The organism is Brooklawnia sp., assembly GCF_032229645.1.
Lineage (GTDB): Bacteria > Actinomycetota > Actinomycetes > Propionibacteriales > Propionibacteriaceae > Brooklawnia.
Genome location: NZ_JAVTWX010000117.1, coordinates 1 through 23,430 on the forward strand (window position 1 = coordinate 1; position 23,430 = coordinate 23,430).

Below are 23,430 nucleotides of genomic sequence, written 5' to 3' on the forward strand. Positions count from 1 at the left end.
GATCGCAGCGAGCACCAGATCGGCGTCGACGCTGAAATCATGGCGCCTGGGCACGGCGACGTAGCCGGTGTGCGTATTGCGGGCATATTCCGGGTACATCGAGTAGGTCGGGGTGAATGCCAGCAGCGTGCGTCCGGGCCCACCGAAGGCCTGCAGCAGGTGAGTCATCACCTCGTTGGAGCCGTTGGCCACCCAGATGTTGTCGGCGCTCAGCCCGAAGCCGAGATAGGACGCCAAGTCGGCGCGCAGGCCGCGAGCCTCCCGGTCGGGATAGCGATTGATCGTCTTGGTCAGCTCACGGACGGCCTCGGACATCTGCGAGCGCACCTTGGGGCTGGGCGCGAACGGGTTCTCATTGACGTTCAGCATCACCGCAACGTCGAGCTGTGGAGCACCGTAGGGCTCCTCCCCCACCAGTTCGGGACGCAGCGGCAGCTCGTCCAGACCGATCTGGTTGCCGGTGATGCTCATCGTTCCTCCTCCAGCCGGACCTCGATCGCCGCGGCGTGCCCAGGCAGCCGCTCGGCCTCGGCGAAATCCATGATGCCCCGACCGATCGCGTTCAAACCCTCGCGCGAATAGTCGATGATATGCACCGACTTCATGAAGCTGCGCACGGTCAAGCCCGACGAGTACCTGGCCGCGCTGCCGGTCGGCAGCACGTGGGTGGATCCGGCGCTGTAGTCGCCGAGCGGCACCGGAGCATAGCTCCCGATGAAGATGGCGCCGGCGTTGCGGATCCGGCGAGCGACCTCGCGAGCATCGGCGGTCTGGATCTCGAGATGCTCTGCGCCATAGTCGTTCGCGACATCCACCGCCTGATCGATGTCGGCGACCAGGACGATACCGGACTGCTCGCCATCAAGAGCCCGACGCAGCCGATCCACGGTGGCCAGCCGGGTCACCTGGCGCTCGACCTCGTCGCCGACCCGATCGGCGAGCTCACGACTGTCGGTGATCAGCACCGAACCGGCCATCGGATCGTGTTCGGCCTGGCTGATCAGGTCGGCGGCGACGAAGCGGGGATCGGCGGTGCTGTCCGCGATCACGGCGATCTCGGTCGGTCCGGCCTCGGCATCGATGCCAACCACACCACGCAGCAGCCGTTTCGCGGCGACGACATAGATATTGCCCGGCCCGGTTACCAGGTCGACGCGCGGGCACAGCCCCGAAACGCCGTAGGCGAACATCGCGATCGCCTGGCCACCGCCGACCGCGTAGACTTCGTCCACGCCGAGCAGCGCGCAGGTCGCCAACGTCACCGGATGTGGCAGACCGCCGTACTCGGCCTGCGGTGGGGTTGCGACCGCCAGCGATTCGACCCCTGCCACCTGTGCGGGAACAACGTTCATCACGACGCTCGAGGCCAGTGGAGCCAGGCCACCCGGCACATAGAGCCCGACCCTGTGAACCGGAATCATCGCGTTGCCGACGACCGCGCCGGGAGCAAGCTCGACGCTGCGATAGACCTGCTCGGTCTCGATCTGCTCGCAGACCGTGCGGCGGCGCTCGATGGAGATCTCGATGGCCCTGCGAACCGCGGGATCGAGCTGGTCCAAGGCGTCCCGCAACGCTTCGGCAGGCACCCGCAGGTCGGTGGGAATCACGTGATCGAACCGCTCACTGAAGCGAAGCAGTGCGGATTCGCCCTCGTCGCGCACCGCGTCGCACAGCGGGCGCACAACCTCGATCGCATGACTGACATCGAACCGGCCGCGCGGCAGCACGCCCGAATAGTCGTCAAGGGTCGTATCGGTCAGGTCGATCAGGGAAAGCACACCTTTGATTCTAGTGGTGCCGCGACGAGCGCTGCGCATAGTCCTCATCCACGTGCCGGCACGACGCTCGCACGATCATGAACTACTACCATCGTGATAGTTCGGCTCGGGGTAGAACTGGTATGGCAGGTGATCGAAGATGGGCAAACGCAAGGCGGCCTCTGCCGCCACTCCGGCGACGGTCGCGCTGACGCGCGCCAAGGTGCGGTTCATCGTCCACGAGTACGAACACGATCCCGCAAACCATCACTTCGGCGATGAGACCGTCGATGTGATGGGAGTCGATCCGCGTCGCACGTTCAAGACCCTGGTGGCCGAGCTGACCGGCGGCCGCCATCCGGTCGTCTGCGCGGTGGTGCCGGTCAGCGGCCAACTCGACCTGAAGGCGCTGGCGCAGGCCGCCGGAGCGAAGAAGGCCGCGATGGCCGATCCGGCCCTCGCCGAACGCATCACCGGATATGTCGTAGGCGGCATCTCTCCGCTCGGCCAGAAGCGTCAATTGCCCGTCTTCGTCGACTCCTCGGCGCTGGACTTCCCCACGATGCTGGTCTCCGGGGGTCGCCGCGGGTTCTCAGTCGAGTTGGCTGCTCGCGACCTGGCCGACGTCCTGCGTGCCACTTTCGCCGAGATCGGACGCGCCCGCGCCTGATTCGGCCTTCTCCACCATCGGCAACTCGCCGGAGGCGTCGCCCTCGTGGCTGAGGTTCGCGTAGAGCATGACCGGAATGATCGCGCCCAGTGCCCAGACCAGCAGCGCCGACGCGGTGTGCAACTGAAAGTCGATGGGGATCCGGTCTCCCGAGCTGGCTTCCGCGATACGCTCCGCGAAGCCGCTGGGTCCTTGCAGCACCCCGACCAGCCAGCACACTGCGCCTGAGGCCAGTCCGCCGACGGTGGCAATCGCCGCGACCGGCCAGCCGACACGCGGGAACAGTGCCCAGGCGACCAGCCCGAGGGCCAGGCCAGCCAGCAGCCCGATGATGACGTAGATCGCGTCCATGGAGAAGATCTGGCCGACGGCTCGTTCGGTCATCTGGACCGAACCGTCATCGCCGGTCAAGTAGCTGGGCACCTTCACGATGGCGTGCCAGACCCACCCCGAGATCACACCCGCGAGCACCACCACACCCGCGTAGACCAACAGCCGGGTGGATAGCGGGCCGCTGGTCAGGTTCGGACGCCGACGCGACGTGCGATCCAGCGGGATGCTGGACTCGGCGGTTGACACCGCCTCGCCGGGCAGGTCCGCATTGGCTGCCGCGTCGGACATCGGCTTACTCCTAAAATCGGACATCGTGATCAGTCTAGTTGGACGAAGCGAGGGACTCCGAGCGGCAGCTTAGCTGCCCAGACACGACGGCCCCAGCAATGCCTTCAGATCGGCGATCAGTGGTTGAGAAGGGCTGACGCGCAACTCATCGGCCAGCTGGAAGAGCTGCGTCTGATCCGGACGATGCAGTCTGAGACGCACCTGGGTCGGTCCTGGGTGCGCGGTCAGTACCCCGCGCAGGCGGTCGACGACTCCAGGAGTGCAGCGATTGACCCTCAACTCGATGACCACCGGCCGCTTGTCGGCCGATGTGACATCGAGGCCTGCAACGGTATCGGCGTGCAGCTCGACCGAATCGTCGCGCACGTTGACGCGGCCCCTGACCCGCACGATCGAGTCCGGCACCAACTCCCCGGCCACCTGCTCATAGACATTCGGAAAGACCGAGACGTTGATCGAGGCATCCAGATCCTCCACCGCCAGCGACGCCCAGATACGACCCTGTTTGGTCTGGCGGCGCTGCACCTGGGTGATCATCCCGCAGATCGTCTGAGTGCTGCCCTGGCCTCCCTCGCCGCGCTCGTTGAGGCCGACGATCGTGGTCGTCCGCTCGGTCTGCAGCACATGTTCCAGCCCGTTCAGCGGATGGTCCGAGACATACAGCCCGAGCATCTCGCGCTCGAAGGCGAGCTTCGTCCGCTTGTCCCAGTCCTCGGTCTGGGGCACCGGATCGTGGGCGACTGCGGCCTGGTCGTCGTCCATACCGAAACCGCCGAGCAGCGAGTCCTGACCATGTTCGGCGTTGCGCTTTAGTTCGACCACCTGATCGACCGCGGATTCGAAGATCTCCATCAGTGCCCGGCGCGAATGCCCGAACGAATCGAAGGCCCCTGCCTTGATCAGCGACTCGGTGACCCGCTTGTTGCAGGCCGCCAGCGACACGTTGTCGAGATAGCTATAGAAGTCGGTTGCAGGCCCGCGCTCCTCGCGCGCGGCGACGATCGCGGTCACGACGTTGCTGCCGACGTTGCGGATCGCGCCCAGCCCGAAGCGGACATCGGTGCCGACGGCGGTATACATACCGTCGGACTCGTTGACATCGGGGGGTAGCACCTTGATGCCCATCCGCCGGCATTCGGCTAGATAGACCGCCGACTTGTCCTTCTCGTCCTTGACCGATTGCAGCAGGGCTGCCATGTACTCGGTCGGATAGTTCGCCTTCAACCAGGCCGTCTGGTAGCTGACCAGGCCGTAGGCGGCCGAGTGCGATTTGTTGAAGGCGTAGTCGCTGAACGGGACGAGGATGTCCCAGACGGTCTGGAAGGCCTCCTGGGAGTAGCCACGCTCCAGCATGCCGTCGCGGAAGCGGTCGTACTGGGCGTCCAGCTCTTTCTTCTTCTTCTTGCCCATCACGCGGCGCAGCAGATCTGCCGCGCCCAGCGTGTACCCGGCGAGCCGCTGCGCGATGGCCATCACCTGTTCTTGGTAGACGATCAGGCCGTAGGTCTCGTTCAGGATGTCTTGGAGCGGGGCTTCTAGCTCGGGGTGGATCGGGGTGACCGGCTCGCGTCCGGTCTTGCGACGGGCGTACTTGTTGTGTGAGTCCGCGCCCATCGGGCCTGGACGATAGAGGGCGCCGACCGCGGAGATGTCTTCGAACTGGTCGGGGCGCATCGAGCGCAGCAGCGCGCGCATCGGTCCGCCATCGAGCTGGAAAACGCCAAGAGTGTCACCGCGCTGCAGCAGGTCGAATGTCGCCTCATCGTCCAACGAGATCTCGTTGATCGCGACATCGATGCCCCTGTTGCGCTTGATATTGCGGATCGCGTCATCGATCACCGTCAGGTTGCGCAGACCCAGGAAGTCCATCTTGACCAGGCCGAGGGATTCGGCGCTCGGGTAGTCGAACTGGGTGATGATGGCGCCGTCCTGCTCGCGTTTCATCACCGGGATGATGTCGGTCAGCGGAACCGATCCCATGATGACACCGCAGGCGTGCACACCCCATTGCCGCTTCAGGCCCTCGATGCCCTGGGCGGTGTCGACAACCTCCTGGACCTCGGGATCGTTGGCGTAGAGCTCACGAAACTCACCGCCTTCGGCATAGCGCGAGTGCTCCGGGTTGAAGATCTGCTTGAGCGGAACGTCTTTGCCCATGACCGCAGGCGGCATCGCCTTGGTGATGCGCTCGCCGACCACGAACGCCTTGTCGAGCACGCGGGCGGAATCCTTGACCGCCTGCTTGGCCTTGATGGTGCCGTAGGTGACGATCTGGGCGACATGGTCCTTGCCGTACTTGCGCGTGACATAGTCGAGTACCTCGCCGCGACGACGCTCGTCGAAGTCGACATCGAAGTCGGGCAGCGAGGGACGCTCCGGGTTGAGAAATCGCTCGAACAGCAGGCCATACGGCAGCGGATCGAGATCGGTGATGCCCATCGCATAAGCGATGATCGAGCCAGCGCCCGAACCACGGCCCGGACCGACCCGGATGCCGTTGCGCTTGGCCCACATGATGTAATCGGCGACCACCAGGAAGTACCCGGGGTAGCCCTTCTGCAAGATGATGCCGAGCTCGTAGTCGGCACGCTCGCGGATGTGGTCGGGCAGCGGATCGCCGTAGCGCTGCCGCAGCCCGATCTCGGCATCGTGACGGAACCAGGATTCCTCGGTCTGTCCCTCGGGCACCGGGAAGATCGGCATATAGGTGCCCGATCCTTCGTCGAAGCTCGTCTCGCAGCGCTCGGCGATTTCCAAGGTGTTGTCACACGCCTGGGGATAGCTGCTGAACAGCGTCCGCATCTGATCGGCGGTCTTGAGGTAATAGCCGGTGCCGTCGAACTTGAACCTGTTGGGATCGCTCATCCGCGAGCCGGATGAGACGCAGAGCAGGATGTCTTGAGCCTTGGCGTCCTCGGCATGCACGTAGTGCAGGTCGTTGCTGGCGACCAGCGGGGCACCGACCTTCTTCGCCAGCTTGATCAGGTCGGAGCGAACCTGGGTCTCGATCTTCAGACCGTGGTCCATCAGCTCGACAAAGAAGTTCTCTTTGCCGAAGATCGACTGGAACTCGGCGGCCGAGGCAACTGCTTTGTCGAACATCCCCAGCCGCAAGTAGGTCTGCACCTCACCCGAGGGACAGCCGGTGGTGGCGATCAGGCCCTCGTGGTACTCGTTGAGCAGTTCCCGGTCGGCACGCGGCTTGTAGAACTGGCCTTCCAGACTGGAGCGGGACGAGAGCCGGAAGAGGTTGTGCATGCCCTCGCGGGTCTGGCTCCAGATCGTCATGTGGGTATAGGCACCCTTGGCGGCGACATCGTCGCCGGTGCCATCGCCGAACTGGACGCGTTTGCGTTCCCAGCGTGGGGTGCCCGGGGTGAGGTAGGCCTCAAGACCGATGATCGGCTTGATCCCGTGCTTCTTGGCGGTTCGATAGAAGTCGTAGGCGCCGAACATATTGCCATGGTCGGTGATCCCGATCGCGGGCATACCCTGATCTTTGGCCGCCACGATCAGGTCTTCGACGCGCGCCGCACCATCCAACATGGAGAAATCGGTGTGATTGTGCAGATGGACGAACCCCTGCGCCATGCCTATCGACCTGCCCTTCGTCGCGTGTTCTGCCTCACCTTACCCCGGCTGCACGAAGCCGGTGGTGCCCGGCCGTGCCGCCAACGCGACGCCGGTAGTGCCGCTAACGCGACGCCAGTAGTGCCGCTAACGCGACGTAGTGCGGCTAGCGCGTCGGGGAGACCCGCGCTGCTTCCTAGCACTCCCCCCACTCCCGGATCGTGTAGATGTACGGCCCGTCACGGGCTCGGACGCTACACGCTGAACCAGCCGTCATCCCGGCCGAAAGCATCGGTGCTCGATGACGACGGCCGACTGATGATGGCCAAGTTCCCGATGTTCGGTGACCGGATCAACAACCCGGCCTGGGAGAAGGTTGCGCTGGATCTGGCCGCACTGGCAGGCATCACGGTTCCGCGCTCGCAGCTGGTTCGCGTCGGTAGCCACAATGTGCTGCTGCTCGATCGTTTCGATCGTGACGGCAGCACCAGAATCCCCTATGCGACGTACCGGACGCTGCTCAACAATCGCGATGACGGCACACGACGGTCTCGCCGATCTCGCCGTTGCCTGCGGGCTCAGACCTGGGCAAAGTCAGGAGATTCTGCGTGAGATACATGATGCACTCTCGCAAATCGGTGAACTGGCCGGAACTCACGGGATCGCGGAAGGCGAGATCGCCAAGATGACCTCCGCGTTGTCCACGGTGCATGCGCAACTTCAGCCGAACACACCTCGTCAGCAACGCGACCAATTCGGTGGCGCTCGCAGGGGAAAGACGACACCCCGAAGCAACGCGGGGTCATTCGCCCCGCTGACCGAGCCGCGCACTCCCGCATCAGGGGCGCCGCTATCCGAAGCCTCGCGCGAATCCGGGGATGTCGAGCGGCAATGCCTCTATGTGGCCCGCTGAACGAGTCTCTGCCCGCAGACCTGAGCCGCGCGCATCTCGCGACGATTACCCGCCAGCGGATTGTGCGGGTTCACAGCCCGAGACGGGCCCGGACGCTGCACAATCCGCCGGATATTCGTGGAATCCGACGCCACCGATAGGACCTACTGCCTCAGCGCAGCACGCCCTTGGCCGGATCACCCAGCGGCACGTCGTCCACCCGCGCAACATCGGTGGGGGCGGCACGCAGGTGCGCACTGAGCTCGTTCAGCTTGTCCATCGCGGCACCGGTGGCGTGTGCATCCAGATCGGCCGCAGTGCTCCAGCGCTCGAGAACGTACACCTTCTCGGCGTTCTGATCGACCTGCAGTGCGTACAGCTCACAGCCGCTCTCCTGATGGACGAGCGGCGAGACGACCCGGAACGCCTCGACGATCTCTTGCACCTTGCCCGGCAGCGGATGGATGGTGGCGATGACATTGAACGGTTCAGCCATGAGAATGCTCCCTTGCGTTGACGATTCGTGCCGACGGTCAAAGACTAGACGCTGCCACCGACAGCCGGCGCGCGGCCGGTTCAGTTGCGGTCTGAGGCACCGGCGGCTGTCTTGCGTCCGGCCGCGATACTCGACAGCAAAGTCAGCACGAAGACCAGGCCCACCCCGGTGACCATAGCGAGCACGAAACCTACCGCATTGGTCGAGATGAACGGCGCAACGAAGGTCGGCAAATAGGCCGTGGCCTGGCGGTCGTCACCGGCCAGCCCCAGGCCAGCGTTCGGCGCATCAGATGGTAGACCCCGATGCCGGCCAGGACGCCCCCGACCAGGCCACCGATCACCCCGCCATTGACGGACAAGATGCCCGCGACCGCACCCGCAACGGCACCGACTTCGTCCATGCCCGAAACCTTGCGCGCCGGGAGGGTCCTAAGCAAAGCCGCAGGTTCGTCGCCTCCTTGCGAACGAAGGTTGCCGCCGCTGCTGCCGATGATTGCGATGCTCCGTTTGCCCGAATCCATGGCTCTCATCTCAACGCCCAGCGAGAACAGTGCCGTACTGGAAGCCGAGCCCATGCCATGCCCGGCAGATGGCCGAGCGCCGTGGATTCTATAGGTCTCATCGTCTAGCGTTATCCGCATGTTGGCAGTCAGCGCAGTGTCATTCTCGTCCCTCGATCCCCTGAGCGGCCTGCAGGTCGATGAGCGCCCCGAGCCGGAACCCCAACCGGGCTGGAGCACCATCACAATGCGGGCCAGCACCCTCAACCATCACGATCTTTGGTCGCTCAAGGGCGTCGGTCTGCGCGAGGAGCAACTACCCCGGATCCTCGGCTGCGATGGCGCAGGCGTCGATGACGACGGCAACGAGGTCATCATTCATTCCGTGCTGACCAGCCCCGGGTGGAAGGGTCCCGATCCCCTCGACCCACGGCGCACGATGCTCTCCGAAGGCCTCGACGGCACCTTCGCGACCAAGGTGCTCGTCCCCACCCAGAATCTGGTGCCGAAGCCGGCGGAGATGAACTGGAGCACCGCGGCGGTCTGCTCGATGACCATGCTGACCGCATACCGGATGCTGTTCACCCAGGCGGGGCTGCGGCCCGGCGATCTGGTGCTGATCCAAGGTGCCGGCGGCGGCGTCAATTCGGCTTCGATCCAGCTGGCCTCGGCCGCCGGAATCCGGGTCTGGGTCACCAGCCGCGACGAGGATCGCCGGATGCGGGCATTGGACCTGGGCGCGGAGCAGGTCTTCACCTCCGGCGCCCGGTTACCGGAGAAGGTGGACGCGGTCATCGACAACGTCGGATCGGCAACCTGGAGCCATTCGATCAACGTGCTGCGTGCCGGCGGCACCTTGGTCACCTGCGGCGCCACCACCGGTGATCCCGCCAAGGCCGAGCTGACGAAGATCTTCTTCCGCGAGTTGCGCATCCAGGGTTCCACGGCAGGCACCATCGATGAGCTGCGCGATCTGGTCAGCTTCGTGCAGACCGCCGGTATCCAGCCTGTTGTCGACGCCGAACTGCCGCTCGCCCAGGCCCGCCGAGGATTTGCTCGGATGGAAGCGGGCGATCTGTTCGGCAAGATCGTTTTCAATCACTGACAGGAGAGCCATGGCCATCATCACGTCTGCCCAGACTATCGATATCCGCTTCCCGACCTCGCTCGACGCCGACGGCTCGGACGCGATGAATCCCGATGCTGATTACTCGGCCGCCTACGTCGTGCTGCACACCGACGGCACCGATGCCACCGGACATCCATTGATCGGATACGGCATCACCTTCACCATCGGCCGCGGCAATGACATCGTCTGCATGGCCGCCGCGGAGTTCGCGAACCGGCTGATCGGCAGGGATGTCGATGAGATGGCGGCCGACATGGGCAGCTGCTATCTCAGCCTGTGCGCCGACTCCCAGATGCGCTGGTTGGGACCTGAGAAGGGCGTCGTCCATCTCGCGCTGTCGGCCGTGATGAATGCGGCCTGGGACATGGCCGGGCGACTGGCCGGCACGCCAGTCTGGAGGCTGCTAGCCGAGATGACGCCGGAGCAATTGGTCGACGTCGCCGACCTGCGCTATCTGGGCGATGTGCTGACGCGCGAGCGGGCGCTCGAGATCCTGCGCAAGGCCGAGCCGGGCAAACGCGAGCGGATCGCCGACCTGGAAGCAGGCGGCTACCCGGCGTACACCACCGCTGCCGGCTGGCTCGGCTACTCGGACGCCAAGATGCTGCGCATCATCTCCGAGCAGGAGGAGCTGGGCTTCACCGCGGTCAAGCTCAAAGTGGGCGCCAACCTGGACGACGACATCCGCCGCTGCCGCAAGGCCCGCGAGGCGATCGGCCCGGATCGGCCGCTGATGATCGACGCGAACCAGATGTGGGACGTGCCGACTGCCATCGAATGGGTCAACGCGCTGAAGGAATTCAACCTGCGCTGGATCGAGGAGCCGACCAGTCCGGACGATATCCTCGGACATCGCAAGATACGCGAGGGCATTGCACCGATCGGCGTCGCCACCGGGGAGCATTGCCACAACCGGGTGATGTTCAAGCAGTTCCTCGAAGCCGGCGCCATGGACTATTGCCAGATTGATGCCGGACGGCTGGCCTCGCTCAACGAGATCCTGGCCGTGCTGCTACTGGCCGCACACTTCGAGGTGCCGGTTTGCCCGCATGCCGGCGGCGTCGGGTTGTGCGAGATGGTGCACCACGCGTCAATGCTCGACTACGTCGCGGTCTCCGGTAGCCACGAGGGTCGCATCACCGAGTACGTCGACAACCTGCACGAGCATTTCGTAAACCCGGTCCGGGTTGCCAATGGCTGCTACCAGGTGACCGGCGATCCTGGGTACAACACCGAGATGACTCAGGCCGCCGTCGATGAATTCAGTTTCCCGGACGGCAGCTACTGGGCATCGGTGCGCTGAACCGGGCGGGGGCCTCCCGCGCATGGAAGCTGAGGACCAGGTGAAGTCGGTTGCCGGGAAGCGATCCTATTGGTTCGGATCGCGTCGGCAACCGACCTTCCTGGGCCAACCCATGTCGCTGACGGTGAGCGCAACAATGCATGTCGGGTGATTCTCTGGCTCAGGTCCGGGTGGTCTCGGTTGCCGGGAAGCGATCCTATTGGTTCGGATCGCGTCGGCAACCGACCTTCCTGGGCCAACCCATGTCGCTGACGGTGAGCGCAACAATGCATGTCGGGTGATTCTCTGGCTCAGGTCCGGGTGGTCTCGGTTGCCGGGAAGCGATCCTATTGGTTCGGATCGCGTCGGCAACCGATCTCCCGGACCGACCGAGTCGACCAGGCGTGCTCAATGACGCCTATGCCAGCACCTGGCGATCGCTCGGATTGATCGGACGAGGCAGGATGCTGTCCTCACCGCTCAGGAAGGCGTCCACGCCGTTGGCGCAGGATCGTCCCTCGGCGATCGCCCAGACGATCAGCGACTGGCCGCGTCCGGCATCTCCGCAGGCGAAGACACCCGGCACACTGGTCTGGTAGTGGTCGTCGCGAGAGATATTGCCGCGCTCGTCCAAGTCAACACCCAGCTGCGAGACCACCCCGTCGGCTTCCGGGCCGAGGAAGCCCATCGCAAGCAGCACCAGCTGCGCGGGGATGACCTTCTCAGTGCCCTCGACCGGTGCGAACCTGGTCCCGGGCCCGCCGACCTCCACGATCCGCAGCCCGGCGACCTGGCCGTTCTCGCCGCTGAACTCGGTGGTGTTCACCGCGTACATTCGCTCGCCACCCTCCTCGTTGGCCGAGGCCACCCGGTAGATCATCGGATAGGTGGGCCACGGTTGCGAGTCCGGACGATCGGCCGGCGGAAGCGGCATGATCTCCAACTGGGTCACCGACCGGGCGCCCTGTCGCAGCGCGGTGCCGAGACAGTCGTTCGATGTGTCGCCACCGCCGATGACGATGACATCCTTGCCCTCAGCGGTGATCTGGTCGGGCACCTCGCTCTTCAACGCCTTGGTGGCCTGAGTGAGGAAGTCCATCGCCTGATGAATGCCGCCAAGTTCACGGCCTGGCACGTTCAAATCGCGCGGTCGCGTCGAGCCGATGGCCAGCACCACCGCGTCGAAGCGTTCCAGCAACTGCTCGCCGGTGATGTCGCTGCCGACCTTGGTGGACGGCTTGAAGGTGGTTCCTTCCAGCACCATCTGCTTCAGCCGCCGGTCGAGGACCGACTTCTCCATCTTGAAGTTCGGGATGCCGTAGCGCAGCAGACCACCGATGGCGTCGGCCCGCTCGTAGACGACCACGGTGTGACCGGCGCGGGTCAACTGCTGAGCGACCGCCAGCCCGGAGGGCCCCGAGCCGATCACGGCGACCGTCTTCAGGGTGTGCCAGTCCGGCACCTGCGGGGTGACCCGCCGGTCGGCCCAGCCCTTGTCGATCAGCGCGACCTCGACATTCTTGATGGTCACCGGATCCCGGTTGATGCCCTCCACGCACGCCGTCTCGCAAGGCGCCGGGCACAGCCGTCCGGTGAACTCCGGGAAGTTGTTCGTCGCGTGCAGCCGCTCCAACCCGTCCTGCCATTCGTCGCGCCAGAGCAGGTCGTTCCACTCCGGAATGAGGTTCCCGAGCGGACAGCCGTTGTGGCAGAAGGGAATGCCGCAGTCCATGCAGCGGCCGGCCTGCTTGACGATCAGCGGCAGTAGGGCGAGGCCGGGGGTACCCGGATAGACCTCGTTCCAGTCCTCCAGGCGCTCGGCCACGGGACGCCGGTCAGCGACCTGGCGGGGCGTGGTCATGAATCCGGTCGGGTCAGCCACGAGCAGCCTCCATCATGCGTTCGGTCACTTCTGTTTGGGGAAGGCCGTTGGCTTTCGCCTCGGCCTGTGCGCGCACCACCCGCGCGAAGTCTCGCGGTTCGAGCTTGGTGAAGCGCGCCGCCAGTACCTCACGAGATTCGCCGAGAAGCTCGGCCGCCCGCGTCGACCCGGTCACCTCGTGATGACGGCGGAGCAATTCGACGACTCGATTCAGATCGGCATGGGCGAGAGGCACCGGATCGACGTACTCGGTGTTCAGCACCTCGGGACGCATGTCGAGGACCCACGCGATACCGCCCGACATGCCGGCCGCCAGGTTGCGTCCGGTCGGGCCGATGATCAATGCCTCACCGCCGGTCATGTACTCGCAACCGTGATCCCCGACGCCTTCGACGACAGCGGTCGCCCCGGAGTTACGGACGCAGAACCGCTCCCCCACGATACCGTTCAGCAAGATCTCGCCCGAGGTGGCGCCATAGCCGATGACATTGCCCGCGATGATCTGAGTCGCCGCCTCGAATCCGGAGGCAGGGTCGAGCCGCGCCGCGATATGCCCGCCCGACAGCCCCTTGCCCAGATAGTCATTGGCGTCGCCGGTCAGCAGCAGGCTGATCCCCTTCGGCAGGAATGCCCCGAAGCTTTGACCTGCGGTGCCGACGAACTCGAAGCGGATCGTGTCGTCCGGCAACCCCTTGCCCTGCGTCGCCATCGTGACCTGGTGGCCGAGGATGGTGCCGACGGTGCGGTGGGTATTGCGGATCGGCAGGATCCCCACCACCGGCTCACCATCGGTGAGGGCCGGACGAGCGATCTCGATCATCTCGACATCCAGCGCCTGATCGAGTTCGTGATCCTGCACGGTGACCTGGTGACGCGGAGCGTCCGCAGGCACGTCGACCTGGTGGAGCACGGGGGTCAGATCCAGGCCCTGTGCCTTGTAGTGATCCACCGCCTTGCGGGTCGCCAGCCTGTCGACGCGTCCGACCGCCTCTTCGAGCGTGCGGAAGCCCAGCATTGCCAGGTATTCGCGTACCTCCTGGGCGATGAACTCCATGAAGTTGATCACGTACTCGGGTTTGCCGGCGAACTTCGCCCGCAGCTCGGGATTCTGGGTCGCGACGCCGACCGGGCAGGTGTCGAGATGGCAGACCCGCATCAGGATGCAGCCGCTGGTGACCAAGGCGGTCGTCGCAAAGCCGAACTCCTCGGCACCCAGCAGCGCAGCGATGATGACGTCGCGTCCGGTCTTCAGCTGGCCGTCGCACTGCACCACGATCCGATCGCGCAGCCCGTTGAGCAGCAGCGTCTGCTGGGTCTCGGCCAGGCCGAGTTCCCAGGGGCCGCCGGCATGCTTGATCGAGGTCAGCGGCGCGGCACCGGTACCACCGTCGTGGCCGGAAATCAGCACCACATCGGCCTTCGCCTTGCTGACACCTGCCGCCACCGTCCCGACGCCGATCTCCGAGACCAGCTTGACATGCACCCGGGACGAAGGATTCGCGCACTTCAGGTCGTGGATCAACTGCTTGAGATCCTCGATCGAATAGATGTCGTGATGCGGCGGCGGGCTGATCAGGCCGATGCCGGGGGTCGAATGCCGGGTGCGGGCGATCCACGGGTAGACCTTCGGGCCGGGCAGCTGGCCGCCCTCCCCCGGCTTCGCCCCCTGCGCCATCTTGATCTGCAGGTCGCTGGCGTAGCTGAGGTATTCCGAGGTGACGCCGAAGCGCCCCGAGGCCACCTGCTTGATGGCCGAGCAACGCTCCGGATCGTGCAGCCGCTCTGGATCCTCGCCCCCTTCGCCGGTGTTCGACCGGGCACCCAGCCGGTTCATCGCGATCGCCAGCGTTTCGTGCGCCTCCTGGCTGATCGAGCCGTAGCTCATCGCGCCGGTGCTGAACCGCTTGACGATCTGGGAAACCGGCTCTACCTCGTCGATGTCGATGGGCCGGCTGGCCGGCTTGAGATCCAGCAGCGCGCGCAACGTCATCAGCCGCGACGAACGATCGTCCACACGCGCCGTGTAGCGCTTGAAGACGTCATAGCGGCCGGTACGGGTGGCGTACTGGAGCCGGAAGACGCTCTCAGGGTCGAAGAGGTGCTCTTCACCCTCGCGACGCCACTTGTATTGTCCGCCGGTGATCAGCGTCCGGTGCGGCAGCGCATTGGTCGCCGGGTACGCATTGCGATGATGCTCGGCGATGTCGTGAGCGATCTCGTCCAGGCCGATACCCTCAACCCGCGAACTGGTGCCGGGGAAGAACTCGGCCATGAACTCGCTGCTCAAACCGACCGCTTCGAAGATCTCGGCCCCTCCGTAGGACGCCATCGTGGACACGCCCATCTTGCTCATCACCTTAAGCAGGCCGTGTTCCAGTGCGCTGATCACGTTCTTGATGGCCTGCTCGGGCGAGACGGTCACCAGTAGTTCGCGGCGCGCGAGATCCTCGGCGCTCTCGAACAGCAGATACGGGTTGACCGCGGCAGCGCCGTAGCCCACCAGCAGAGCCATGTGATGTACCTCGCGCACATCGCCGGCCTCGACGATCATGCCGATATTGGCGCGCTTCTTCAGCCGCACCAGGTGATGGTGCATGTTCGCCGTCGACAGCAGCGATGGGATCGGCGCCCTCGAATCGTTCGAATGCCGGTCGCTGAGCACGATGTACAGCGCCCCGTCGTCGACTGCCGCGGTGATTTCATCGCGCATCTCGGCCAACCGATCGCGCAGCGCCTGCGGGCCGCCCGCGGCCTCGTAGTAGCAGCTGATCACGCGGGTCAAACCGTTCGGGTTGTCGGCGCGCTCTCCCAGATGGACGATCTTCGACAGTTGCTCCGAGTCGATCACCGGCGACCCGATCACCAATTGGTTGGCCGATTCGGGGCCGGGCTCCAGCAGGTTGCCCTGCGGGCCGGATCGCACCTCCAGCGACGTCACGAGCTCCTCGCGGATCGCGTCCAGCGGTGGATTCGTGACCTGTGCGAAGAGTTGGCTGAAGTAGTCGAAAAGCGAACGAGGCTTGTCGGACAGCACCGGCAGCGCAGTGTCGGTGCCCATCGAGCCGATCGGCTCGGCGCCGGTGTTGGCCATCGGCGCGACGATCATCGACAGCTCTTCGTGCGAGTAGCCAAAGACCTGCTGGCGGCGTGCCACCGAGGCGGAGCCGTGCACGATATGGGTGCGCTCAGGCAGATCGTCGAGGAAGACTCGTCCCTGCTTGAGCCATTCGCCGTAGGGATGCTCGGCGGCCAGCTGGTCCTTGATCTCTCGGTCGTCGATCAGCCGGTGGCCGGCCAGGTCGACGAGCAGCATCCGGCCCGGGGTCAGGCGGCCCTTCTCACGGACATCGGCGGGCGGCACATCCAGCACGCCGGCCTCCGAGGCGAAGATCACCCGGTCGTCGGTCACCCAGTAGCGCGCCGGACGAAGACCGTTGCGGTCCAGCGTGGCGCCGATCAGGGTGCCATCGGTGAACGAGATGCACGCCGGACCGTCCCAGGGCTCCATCAAACAGGCGTGGTAGTCGAAGAAATCACGGTGCGCCTGCGGAAGGTCATCGTTGTGCTGCCATGCCTCGGGCACCATCATCATCACCGCGTGCGGCAGCGATCGTCCACCCAGATGCAGCAACTCGAGCACCTGGTCGAACGACGCCGAGTCGGAGTCACCTGGCTCACAGATCGGGAAGAGCCGACTGAGATCGCCGGGGATCACATCGGACGACAGCAGCGATTCACGAGCCCGCATCCAGTTGCGGTTGCCCTTGACCGTGTTGATCTCGCCGTTGTGGGCGATCATCCGGTAGGGATGGGCCAGCGGCCACGACGGGAAGGTGTTGGTCGAGAAGCGGGAATGCACCAGCGCGATGGCCGAGGCGAAACGCTCATCGGTGAGATCCGGGTAGACCTCGGACAGCTGTGAGGTCGTCAGCATGCCCTTGAAGATCAGCGTGCGGGCCGACAATGACGAGAAGTAGACACCGGCCTCGAAACGCGCGCGGCGGCGCAGCGGGAAGACCTGCCGGTCGAGGTCGATACCGCTGGCATGCTTGCGGTCACTCACGAACAGCAGCATCATGTGCGGCATCACGCCCACCGAGATCGGGCTGAGCGTTTCGGTGCGCACCGGCACCTCACGCCAGCCGTGCACCTTGAGGCGCTCCTCGAGAGCGATCTTCTCGATAGAGATCATCGCCATGTCGCGTTCGACTTCGTCTTGGGGCAGATACGCCATACCGACCGCGTATTCTCCGGCCGGCGGCAGTACGAAGTCGACCTCGTCGCGCAGGAACGCGTCCGGAATCTGGACGAGAATGCCCGCGCCATCGCCCGCGGCCTCGTCGGCGCCGGTGGCGCCGCGATGGTCGAGGTTAGCCAGGGCCGTGAGTCCGTCCAGAACCAGCTCATGGGTCGGCTTGGCATCTAGTTTCGCGACGAAGGCCACACCACAGGCGTCGTGTTCGTATGCGGGATCATAGAGGCCCTGCCTGCTGGGTGCCGAACCTAACGAGATCATCTGCACTCCTGTCTGGGCGCCGCTGATGGACGCGGCCCAGTGGGAAAGAGTAACCCCAAAGTGTTACAAGTTCTTTTCAGCGTGTTACGGATTCTTTACAGTCTCCCGATCCGGCGGGTCTCCAGAGCCGGCGGAAGCAGTGTCATCCGAGATCTCCGCCGCACCGGTGTCGCCAGCGAGGTCGGCCCGCGGACGAGCAGGCGTCAGCCCGGTTCCCGGCTTGGCGAAACCGAAGGGCCACAGCATCACACCGGGACGCCTGCGCAGCTGCCAGATCAGCAGGATCAGCGCACCGACGAAACAGATCACCGAGACGTAGCTGTTGACCCGCCAGCCTCCGACGTGGTTCGCCGGATCGATGCGCACCGCTTCGATGAAGAACCGGCCGAAGGTGTACCAGAGCACGTAGCAGCTGAACAGCTTTCCACGGCCCAGCTTGAAGCGTCGTTCGGCCCACAGCAGGACGAATCCGCCGATAGTGTTCCAGACCATCTCGTAGGCGAAGGTTGGGTGAAAGGTCTCGTACGATTCGTAACCCTCCGGACGGTAGCGGGGGTCTACGTAGAGGCCCCAGGGCAGGTCGGTGGGACGTCCGAAGAGTTCCTGGTTGAACCAGTTGCCGAGCCGCCCGATCGCTTGGGCGAAGAGCAATGCCGGTGCAAGTACGTCCGCGAACGAACCGAAATCGAATCGGTAGCGGCGGCAGACCAGCCAGGCCGCCAGGCCACCGAGCATCACGCCGCCCCAAATGCCCAGGCCGCCATTTCGGATGTTGAACGCCTGCCAAGGATCACGTCCGGGACCGAAGTACAGCTGGTTGTCGGTGATCACGTGATACAGCCGGGCGCCGATGATGCCGACGATCACGATGACGAAGATCGCGGAATCGAAGCGGTCGGCCTCGCCGCCACGCCGAATGAACCGCCTGCGGGCCAACCAGGCAGCGACGACAATGCCCGCGAGTACGCAGAATGCGTAGAAGTGAATCGTGAAACCACCCAATGTGAATCCGCTGATCGGCGGCGCTGGGATCTGGAGCGGACTCATCGGCGCTGCCTGCGCACCCCGGCTGCCAGATCGGCGACCGTCTTGCGTAGTGGACGAAGGTCGCCGCTGCCCGCGTCCTCGGCCGAGATCAGGCGGCTGACCAGCGCCGAACCGACGATGACTGCGTCGGCGTACGAGGCGACCTCCGCGGCCTGGTCCCCGTTCGAGACCCCCAGCCCGACACCAACCGGCAGGCTGGGATCGGCGTCACGTGCCCGCTGGACGATCACGGGGGCCGCCGACGAGGTCTGTGCCCGGGCGCCGGTTACTCCCATCACCGACGTCGCATAGACCCACCCGCGGCACGCCGCCATGGTCATGACGATGCGCTCGTCCGACGAACTGGGCGCGATCAAGAAGACCCGGTCCAGTCCGTGGGCGTCGGACGCAGCAACCCAATCGGCGGACTCATCAGGGGTCAGGTCGGGAGTGATCAGGCCGGCGCCACCGGCGGCGGCCAGATCGCGCGCGAACGCGTCGACTCCATAGCGATCCACCAGGCTCCAATAGATCATCACCATCGGGGTGGCTCCGGCCTGCGCGACGGCCTCTACGGCACTGAACAGGTCATGAGTGCGCACGCCGCGTTCCAGCGCCTTGGTCGTGGCGTGCTGGATGACCAGCCCGTCCATCATCGGATCCGAATAGGGCATGCCGATCTCGACCAGATCGACACCCTGACCGTCGGTTCCCTCCACCAGGGCGCGCATCGCTGCCAGCGAGCCTGGCACGTTCGGGTAGCCAACCGGCAGGTAGCCGATGAGGGCGGCGCGTCCGGCATCGGTCGCCGCCTTCAGCACCTGGCCGGAGATGCCGAGGCGGGCATCGATAGCGTTCATTCCAGCTGCGTTCACTTCAGCGCTCCCGTCGAGTGGTCGGCCTCGCCGCGGATTCCGAAGTACTTCATGGCGGTGTCCACGTCTTTGTCGCCGCGGCCCGAGATATTGATCACGATCACCGGTTTGCTACTCGGATCCGCCCCGGTCAACCGAAGCGCCAGCCGACGGGCTCCCGCGACGGCATGCGCGGATTCGATGGCCGGCATGATGCCTTCGGTGCGGCAGAGTAGCTGGAATGCGTCCATGGCTTCGGCATCGGTCACCGATTCGTAGTGCGCCCTGCCCGATTTGGCCAGCTGCGCGTGCTGCGGACCGACGCCCGGGTAGTCGAGACCGGCCGAGATGGACTGCGACTCGATGGTCTGCCCGTCCTCGTCCTGCAGTACATAGGTGCGGGTGCCGTGCAGCACGCCGACCGAACCGCCGCCGATGGATGCGGCGTGATGACCGGTCTGCACGCCCTCGCCGCCGGCCTCGAAGCCGAAGAGTCCGACCTCGGGGTCGTCGATGAAGTCGGCGAACATGCCGATCGCGTTCGACCCGCCGCCGACGCAGGCACAGACTGCATCGGGCAGCCGCCCGTAGCGCTCCAGCATGGTGGCTCGGGCCTCGGCCGAGATGATGCGCTGGAACTCGCGGACGATCTTCGGGAACGGATGCGGGCCCGACGCGGTACCGATGAGGTAATGGGTGGTGTCGACGTTAGTCACCCAGTCGCGCATCGCCTCATTCATCGCATCCTTGAGGGTGCGGCTGCCCGCGGCGACCGAGACGACCTCGGCACCGAGCAGCTGCATGCGGGCCACGTTGAGGGCCTGCCGCTGCGTGTCGACCTCGCCCATGTAGACCCGGCACTCCATGCCGAAGAGCGCGGCGATGGTGGCGGTCGCGACGCCGTGCTGGCCGGCGCCGGTCTCGGCAATCACCCGCTGCTTGCCCATCCGGCGGGTGAGCAGGCCTTGCCCCAAGACGTTGTTGATCTTGTGCGAACCTGTGTGGTTGAGGTCCTCGCGCTTGAGCAACATCTGCGCCCCACCGCAGTACTCGCTGAGGCGTTTGGCCTCGGTGAGCGGGCTGGGGCGTCCGGCGTAGTTGATCTGCAGATCGCGCAACTCCTCGGCGAAGGCCGGATCGCGCTCAGCCTGCTCGAAGGCTGTCTCCAGCTCGTGCAGGGCCGACATCAGCGCCTCGGGGACGAATCGTCCGCCGAACGCATCGAAGTGGCCCTGCAGGTCGGGGTAATCGGAAAGCTTCATGGTTTGTCCTGAAATTCAGAGGGCTGCGGCAGCGATCATCGCTGCGATCGCCGCCCCGGGGTTAACGTCGGTCACCAATGCTTCGCCCACCAAGATGGCGTTAGCGCCGGCCGCGCTGACGCGGGCTGCATGCGCCGGTGACGTGATTCCTGATTCGGCCACCTTGACCACCTCGTCGGGGAGGACACCACCGATGCGTTCGAACATCGTTAGGTCGACCTCGAGGGTCTTGAGATTGCGATTGTTGACGCCGATCAGTTCGGCACCCAGGTCGACCGCGCGGCGGGCCTCATCGGGGGTGTGCACCTCAACCAAGGCGGTCATGCCGAGTTCGGTGGTCAGCCGAAAGAACTCACGCAGCCGCGAATCATCGAGCGCCGCCACGATCAGCAGGATCAGATCGGCGCCATGGGCCCGGGCCTCATAGATCTGATAGGGCTCGACGGTGAAGTCCTTGCGCAAGATCGGCTGGTCGACACGCCATCGCACCAGGTCGAGGTCGGTCAGCGATCCGCCGAAACGGCGCTCTTCGGTCAGCACCGAGATCGCCGCGGCACCGCCCCCTGCGTAGGCGAGGGCGAGTTCGGCGGGATCGGGGATATCGGCAAGTGCACCCTTGGACGGGCTCGAACGCTTCACCTCGCAGATCACCGAGAGCTGCGGACCGCGGAACTCCGGCATCGGATCGTGGACCGCGGGCGCGGTCTGGAGCTGTGCGATCACCTCATCGAGCGGCGTGCGGAGCTGGCGATCTGCCAGATCTTCCCGGACACCGGCGATGATCTGGTCGAGCACGGTGGTCATGCGTCCTCCTCTTCCCGTTCAACGACGCTACCCGCTGGCACCGACAAGATCTCGTGACGGCCTGCCCGCGAGATCGCCCCGAGCACCGCGGCCGCCTTGTTCTGAGTCTCAAGGTCCTCGCTATCGGGTACCGAATCGGCCACGATCCCGGCGCCGGCCTGTACATAGGCGACACCGTCGCTGATCAGGGCGGTCCGAATGGCGATAGCCGCGTCCGAATCACCTGCGAAGTCGAAGTAGCCGACCACTCCCCCGTAGGGTCCACGGCGAGAGGTCTCCAACTCATCGATGATCTGCATCGCGCGCACCTTGGGCGCACCCGACAACGTGCCCGCCGGGAAGCATGACATCGTCACCTCGAGTGCGCCGGATCCAGGCTTGATGCGCCCGCAGACGCTGGCCTCCAGGTGCATGACGTGACTGTACCGGTGCACCTGCATGAATTCGGTGACCTCCACCGTGCCCGGCTCGCAGACCCGGCCGAGATCGTTGCGGCCCAAGTCGACCAGCATGAGGTGCTCGGCGCGTTCCTTTTCGTCGGCCAGTAGCTCGCGTTCGAGGGCCAGGTCGGCCGCCGGGTCCGCACCACGGGGCCGGGTGCCGGCAATGGGACGAGTGGTCGCCAGCCCGGCCTTCACGGTCACCAAGGCTTCGGGACTGGAGCCGACAAGCGCGAATGCCTTACCATCGCGCTCGAGCTGCAGGAGGTAGAGGTATGGGCTGGGGTTGGTCAGCCGCAGTTCACGGTAGATCGCCAGGGCGTCGGCGTCCGTGTCGAGTTCGAAGCGCTGGCTGGGCACCACCTGAAAGATGTCGCCGGCGAGAATGTGCTCCTTGGCGTCCGCGACCATCTGGACGAATTCTTCGTGGCTACGCTGGCGACGCGGCTGCGCGGGTGCGGCGGGACTGCGCGTGGCAACCATGCTGCGGCGTGGCTGGGCGAGCCGGGTGGCCATCTGCTGAACGCGCCGGACGGCGTCGCGCCAGGCCTGCTCGGCATGTTCGGTGGACGCGTCGAAGTTGATGGCATTGGCGATCAGCCAGATCTCGCCGGTGTGATGGTCGAGCACGGCGAGATCGGCGGCCAGCATCATCACCATCTCGGGCACGCCGATGTCGTCGGGATTGGAATCGGGGATGCGTTCGCGCTCGCGGACCAGGTCGTAGCCGAGGTAGCCGACCATGCCCGAGGTGAACGGCGGCAACCCGGGATCGCGCGGGGTGTGCAGCAACCGCAGGGTCTCGTCCAGCACCTCGAGCGGACGGCCACCTTCAGGCAGCCCGGCGATCGGACGGTCCAGCTGCCAGCCGGAGCTGCCGCGATCGCCGATCAGCGTGGCGGCGTTGTGGACGCCGATGAACGACCAGCGCGACCAGGTGCCCTGCTCGGCCGATTCGAACAGGAAGGTGCCCGGACGATGACCGCACAGCTGCTGAAACGCGGCCACCGGCGTGATGTCGTCGGCGAGCAGCCGAGCGTAGACGCTGATGACCCGGCGGTCGGCTGCGGCGAGGAACTCGTCGAGACTCGGATGGATCTGTGCCTCACCAATCATCGCGCGTCGTCCTCGGCGGTTGCGCCGGGCGTATCTCGACCGGGCTGTCGGTCATCGGCCAGCAGCACGCCGCCCGTATCGAAACAGCTCTCCATGCCGGTGTGGCAGGCCCCTCCGGTCTGGTCCACGATCAGCAACAGAGTGTCGCCGTCGCAGTCGATCGACACCTCGCGCACCCGCTGAACGTGCCCGCTGGTGGCACCCTTGCGCCACAGTTCCTGCCGGCTGCGCGACCAGTAGGTCGCCTGCCTGCTCGCCAGCGTCATTGCGAGGGAGTCGTCGTTCATCCAGGCCATCATCAGCACCCGCCCGCTGGTGGCGTCCTGCACGACGGCAGGCACCAGCCCATCGGAGTTACGGGTGAGCTTGGCGGCGATGTCGGGCGAAAGCGAAGGAATCGACTCGGACATATGGCCTATTGTTCCGCATTCGTTGGCCGGCACCCAAAGATGCTCCCTGATGGACAGGTCAACCGGGCACCACGCGCTTGAATGCTCCCCAGATGGCCTCCCAGCGCGCAGTCGGACCACAAAGAGGCATCTGGCGAGCACTGGAGCGCGTTGCAGCGTTCGAACACCTAGGTCTGCTAGGGTTACTACACCTAGCAGACC

The 23,430-nt window shown here is 65.3% G+C and carries 19 protein-coding genes; 5 read left to right on the forward strand and 14 right to left on the reverse strand.

The window, feature by feature from the left end:
* The coding region (locus tag AAFP05_RS08645) for an aminotransferase class I/II-fold pyridoxal phosphate-dependent enzyme (RefSeq protein ID WP_341729455.1) at window positions 1-471 on the reverse strand (471 nt) is incomplete at its 3' end.
* Entirely contained in the window at window positions 468-1,778 is a 1,311-nt protein-coding gene (hisD, locus tag AAFP05_RS08650; RefSeq protein ID WP_341729456.1) for a histidinol dehydrogenase, read from the reverse strand. The genes hisD and AAFP05_RS08645, both read right to left, overlap by 4 nt.
* Window positions 1,779-1,917: 139 nt before the next feature.
* On the opposite strand from hisD, the gene ybaK reads away from it, so the two are divergent.
* Window positions 1,918-2,427: a Cys-tRNA(Pro) deacylase gene (gene ybaK / locus AAFP05_RS08655; RefSeq protein ID WP_341729457.1), complete on the forward strand. Its 510-nt coding sequence runs from the start codon at window positions 1,918-1,920 to the stop codon at window positions 2,425-2,427.
* Here ybaK and AAFP05_RS08660 read toward each other — a convergent pair.
* Together AAFP05_RS08660 and dnaE are read right to left on the reverse strand one after the other, a co-directional pair.
* Entirely contained in the window at window positions 2,350-3,072 is a 723-nt protein-coding gene (locus tag AAFP05_RS08660) for a hypothetical protein (protein WP_341729458.1), read from the reverse strand. The genes ybaK and AAFP05_RS08660 overlap by 78 nt on opposite strands.
* A gap of 45 nt (window positions 3,073-3,117) precedes the next feature.
* A complete protein-coding gene (gene dnaE / locus AAFP05_RS08665; protein WP_341729459.1) occupies window positions 3,118-6,639 on the reverse strand; it encodes a DNA polymerase III subunit alpha in 3,522 nt (1,173 codons plus the stop codon).
* Between dnaE and AAFP05_RS08670 the strand changes: the two genes are divergently transcribed.
* Both AAFP05_RS08670 and AAFP05_RS08675 read left to right on the forward strand, forming a co-directional pair.
* Window positions 6,619-7,230, forward strand: coding sequence for a HipA domain-containing protein (locus tag AAFP05_RS08670; RefSeq protein ID WP_341729460.1), 612 nt, complete (start codon window positions 6,619-6,621; stop codon window positions 7,228-7,230). The two genes, dnaE and AAFP05_RS08670, sit on opposite strands and share 21 nt — an antisense overlap.
* Window positions 7,231-7,303: 73 nt before the next feature.
* Window positions 7,304-7,531 carry a hypothetical protein gene (locus tag AAFP05_RS08675; RefSeq protein WP_341729461.1) on the forward strand — a complete coding sequence of 76 codons (228 nt, stop codon included), beginning with the start codon at window positions 7,304-7,306 and terminating at the stop codon, window positions 7,529-7,531.
* A 151-nt stretch (window positions 7,532-7,682) separates the two neighbouring features.
* Here the strand turns inward: AAFP05_RS08675 and AAFP05_RS08680 are convergent, their stop codons facing one another.
* Both AAFP05_RS08680 and AAFP05_RS08685 read right to left on the reverse strand, forming a co-directional pair.
* Window positions 7,683-8,006 (reverse strand): antibiotic biosynthesis monooxygenase family protein, encoded by a 324-nt coding sequence (locus tag AAFP05_RS08680; protein ID WP_341729462.1) that lies wholly within the window; start codon window positions 8,004-8,006, stop codon window positions 7,683-7,685.
* Between the two features lie 80 nt (window positions 8,007-8,086).
* Entirely contained in the window at window positions 8,087-8,239 is a 153-nt protein-coding gene (locus AAFP05_RS08685) for a hypothetical protein (RefSeq protein WP_341729463.1), read from the reverse strand.
* A gap of 408 nt (window positions 8,240-8,647) precedes the next feature.
* Between AAFP05_RS08685 and AAFP05_RS08690 the strand changes: the two genes are divergently transcribed.
* On the forward strand, window positions 8,648-9,613 hold the full coding sequence (locus tag AAFP05_RS08690; protein ID WP_341729464.1) for a zinc-binding dehydrogenase: 966 nt from the start codon (window positions 8,648-8,650) through the stop codon (window positions 9,611-9,613).
* 10 nt (window positions 9,614-9,623) lie between these two features.
* Window positions 9,624-10,940 carry an enolase C-terminal domain-like protein gene (locus AAFP05_RS08695; RefSeq protein WP_341729465.1) on the forward strand — a complete coding sequence of 439 codons (1,317 nt, stop codon included), beginning with the start codon at window positions 9,624-9,626 and terminating at the stop codon, window positions 10,938-10,940.
* Between the two features lie 397 nt (window positions 10,941-11,337).
* On the opposite strand, the gene AAFP05_RS08700 is transcribed toward AAFP05_RS08695, so the two are convergent.
* The 8 genes from AAFP05_RS08700 to hisI all read right to left on the reverse strand — a co-directional run bounded on the left by AAFP05_RS08700 (window position 11,338) and on the right by hisI (window position 23,229).
* Window positions 11,338-12,801, reverse strand: a complete 1,464-nt coding sequence (locus AAFP05_RS08700; protein WP_341729466.1) for a glutamate synthase subunit beta — start codon at window positions 12,799-12,801, stop codon at window positions 11,338-11,340.
* The gene (gltB, locus tag AAFP05_RS08705) at window positions 12,794-17,317 is read right to left on the reverse strand and encodes a glutamate synthase large subunit (protein WP_341729467.1); all 4,524 of its coding nucleotides are present in this window, start codon (window positions 17,315-17,317) and stop codon (window positions 12,794-12,796) included. Before gltB ends, AAFP05_RS08700 begins: the two co-directional genes overlap by 8 nt.
* Before the next feature lie 84 nt (window positions 17,318-17,401).
* A complete protein-coding gene (gene lgt / locus AAFP05_RS08710; protein ID WP_341729468.1) occupies window positions 17,402-18,364 on the reverse strand; it encodes a prolipoprotein diacylglyceryl transferase in 963 nt (320 codons plus the stop codon).
* Complete coding sequence (trpA, locus tag AAFP05_RS08715; RefSeq protein WP_341729469.1) at window positions 18,361-19,203, reverse strand: tryptophan synthase subunit alpha; 843 nt, start codon at window positions 19,201-19,203, stop codon at window positions 18,361-18,363. The genes lgt and trpA overlap by 4 nt, the downstream gene beginning before the upstream one ends.
* Window positions 19,204-19,214: 11 nt before the next feature.
* Window positions 19,215-20,459 (reverse strand): tryptophan synthase subunit beta, encoded by a 1,245-nt coding sequence (trpB, locus tag AAFP05_RS08720; RefSeq protein ID WP_341729470.1) that lies wholly within the window; start codon window positions 20,457-20,459, stop codon window positions 19,215-19,217.
* 15 nt (window positions 20,460-20,474) lie between these two features.
* Complete coding sequence (trpC, locus tag AAFP05_RS08725) at window positions 20,475-21,263, reverse strand: indole-3-glycerol phosphate synthase TrpC (RefSeq protein ID WP_341729471.1); 789 nt, start codon at window positions 21,261-21,263, stop codon at window positions 20,475-20,477.
* A complete protein-coding gene (locus AAFP05_RS08730; protein WP_341729472.1) occupies window positions 21,260-22,819 on the reverse strand; it encodes an anthranilate synthase component I in 1,560 nt (519 codons plus the stop codon). Before AAFP05_RS08730 ends, trpC begins: the two co-directional genes overlap by 4 nt.
* On the reverse strand, window positions 22,816-23,229 hold the full coding sequence (gene hisI, locus AAFP05_RS08735; RefSeq protein WP_341729473.1) for a phosphoribosyl-AMP cyclohydrolase: 414 nt from the start codon (window positions 23,227-23,229) through the stop codon (window positions 22,816-22,818). Before hisI ends, AAFP05_RS08730 begins: the two co-directional genes overlap by 4 nt.
* Between the last annotated feature and the right edge of the window lie 201 nt (window positions 23,230-23,430).

Coding starts and splice junctions, on each gene's coding strand:
- ybaK (WP_341729457.1), top strand. CDS start 1,918: ATGGGCAAACGCAAGGCGGCCTCTGCCGCCACTCCGGCGACGGTCGCG.
- AAFP05_RS08660 (WP_341729458.1), bottom strand. CDS start 3,072: ATGTCCGATTTTAGGAGTAAGCCGATGTCCGACGCGGCAGCCAATGCG.
- AAFP05_RS08670 (WP_341729460.1), top strand. CDS start 6,619: ATGGACGAACCCCTGCGCCATGCCTATCGACCTGCCCTTCGTCGCGTG.
- dnaE (WP_341729459.1), bottom strand. CDS start 6,639: ATGGCGCAGGGGTTCGTCCATCTGCACAATCACACCGATTTCTCCATG.
- AAFP05_RS08675 (WP_341729461.1), top strand. CDS start 7,304: ATGACCTCCGCGTTGTCCACGGTGCATGCGCAACTTCAGCCGAACACA.
- AAFP05_RS08680 (WP_341729462.1), bottom strand. CDS start 8,006: ATGGCTGAACCGTTCAATGTCATCGCCACCATCCATCCGCTGCCGGGC.
- AAFP05_RS08690 (WP_341729464.1), top strand. CDS start 8,648: ATGTTGGCAGTCAGCGCAGTGTCATTCTCGTCCCTCGATCCCCTGAGC.
- AAFP05_RS08695 (WP_341729465.1), top strand. CDS start 9,624: ATGGCCATCATCACGTCTGCCCAGACTATCGATATCCGCTTCCCGACC.
- gltB (WP_341729467.1), bottom strand. CDS start 17,317: ATGATCTCGTTAGGTTCGGCACCCAGCAGGCAGGGCCTCTATGATCCC.
- lgt (WP_341729468.1), bottom strand. CDS start 18,364: ATGAGTCCGCTCCAGATCCCAGCGCCGCCGATCAGCGGATTCACATTG.
- trpA (WP_341729469.1), bottom strand. CDS start 19,203: ATGAACGCTATCGATGCCCGCCTCGGCATCTCCGGCCAGGTGCTGAAG.
- trpB (WP_341729470.1), bottom strand. CDS start 20,459: ATGAAGCTTTCCGATTACCCCGACCTGCAGGGCCACTTCGATGCGTTC.
- trpC (WP_341729471.1), bottom strand. CDS start 21,263: ATGACCACCGTGCTCGACCAGATCATCGCCGGTGTCCGGGAAGATCTG.
- AAFP05_RS08730 (WP_341729472.1), bottom strand. CDS start 22,819: ATGATTGGTGAGGCACAGATCCATCCGAGTCTCGACGAGTTCCTCGCC.
- hisI (WP_341729473.1), bottom strand. CDS start 23,229: ATGTCCGAGTCGATTCCTTCGCTTTCGCCCGACATCGCCGCCAAGCTC.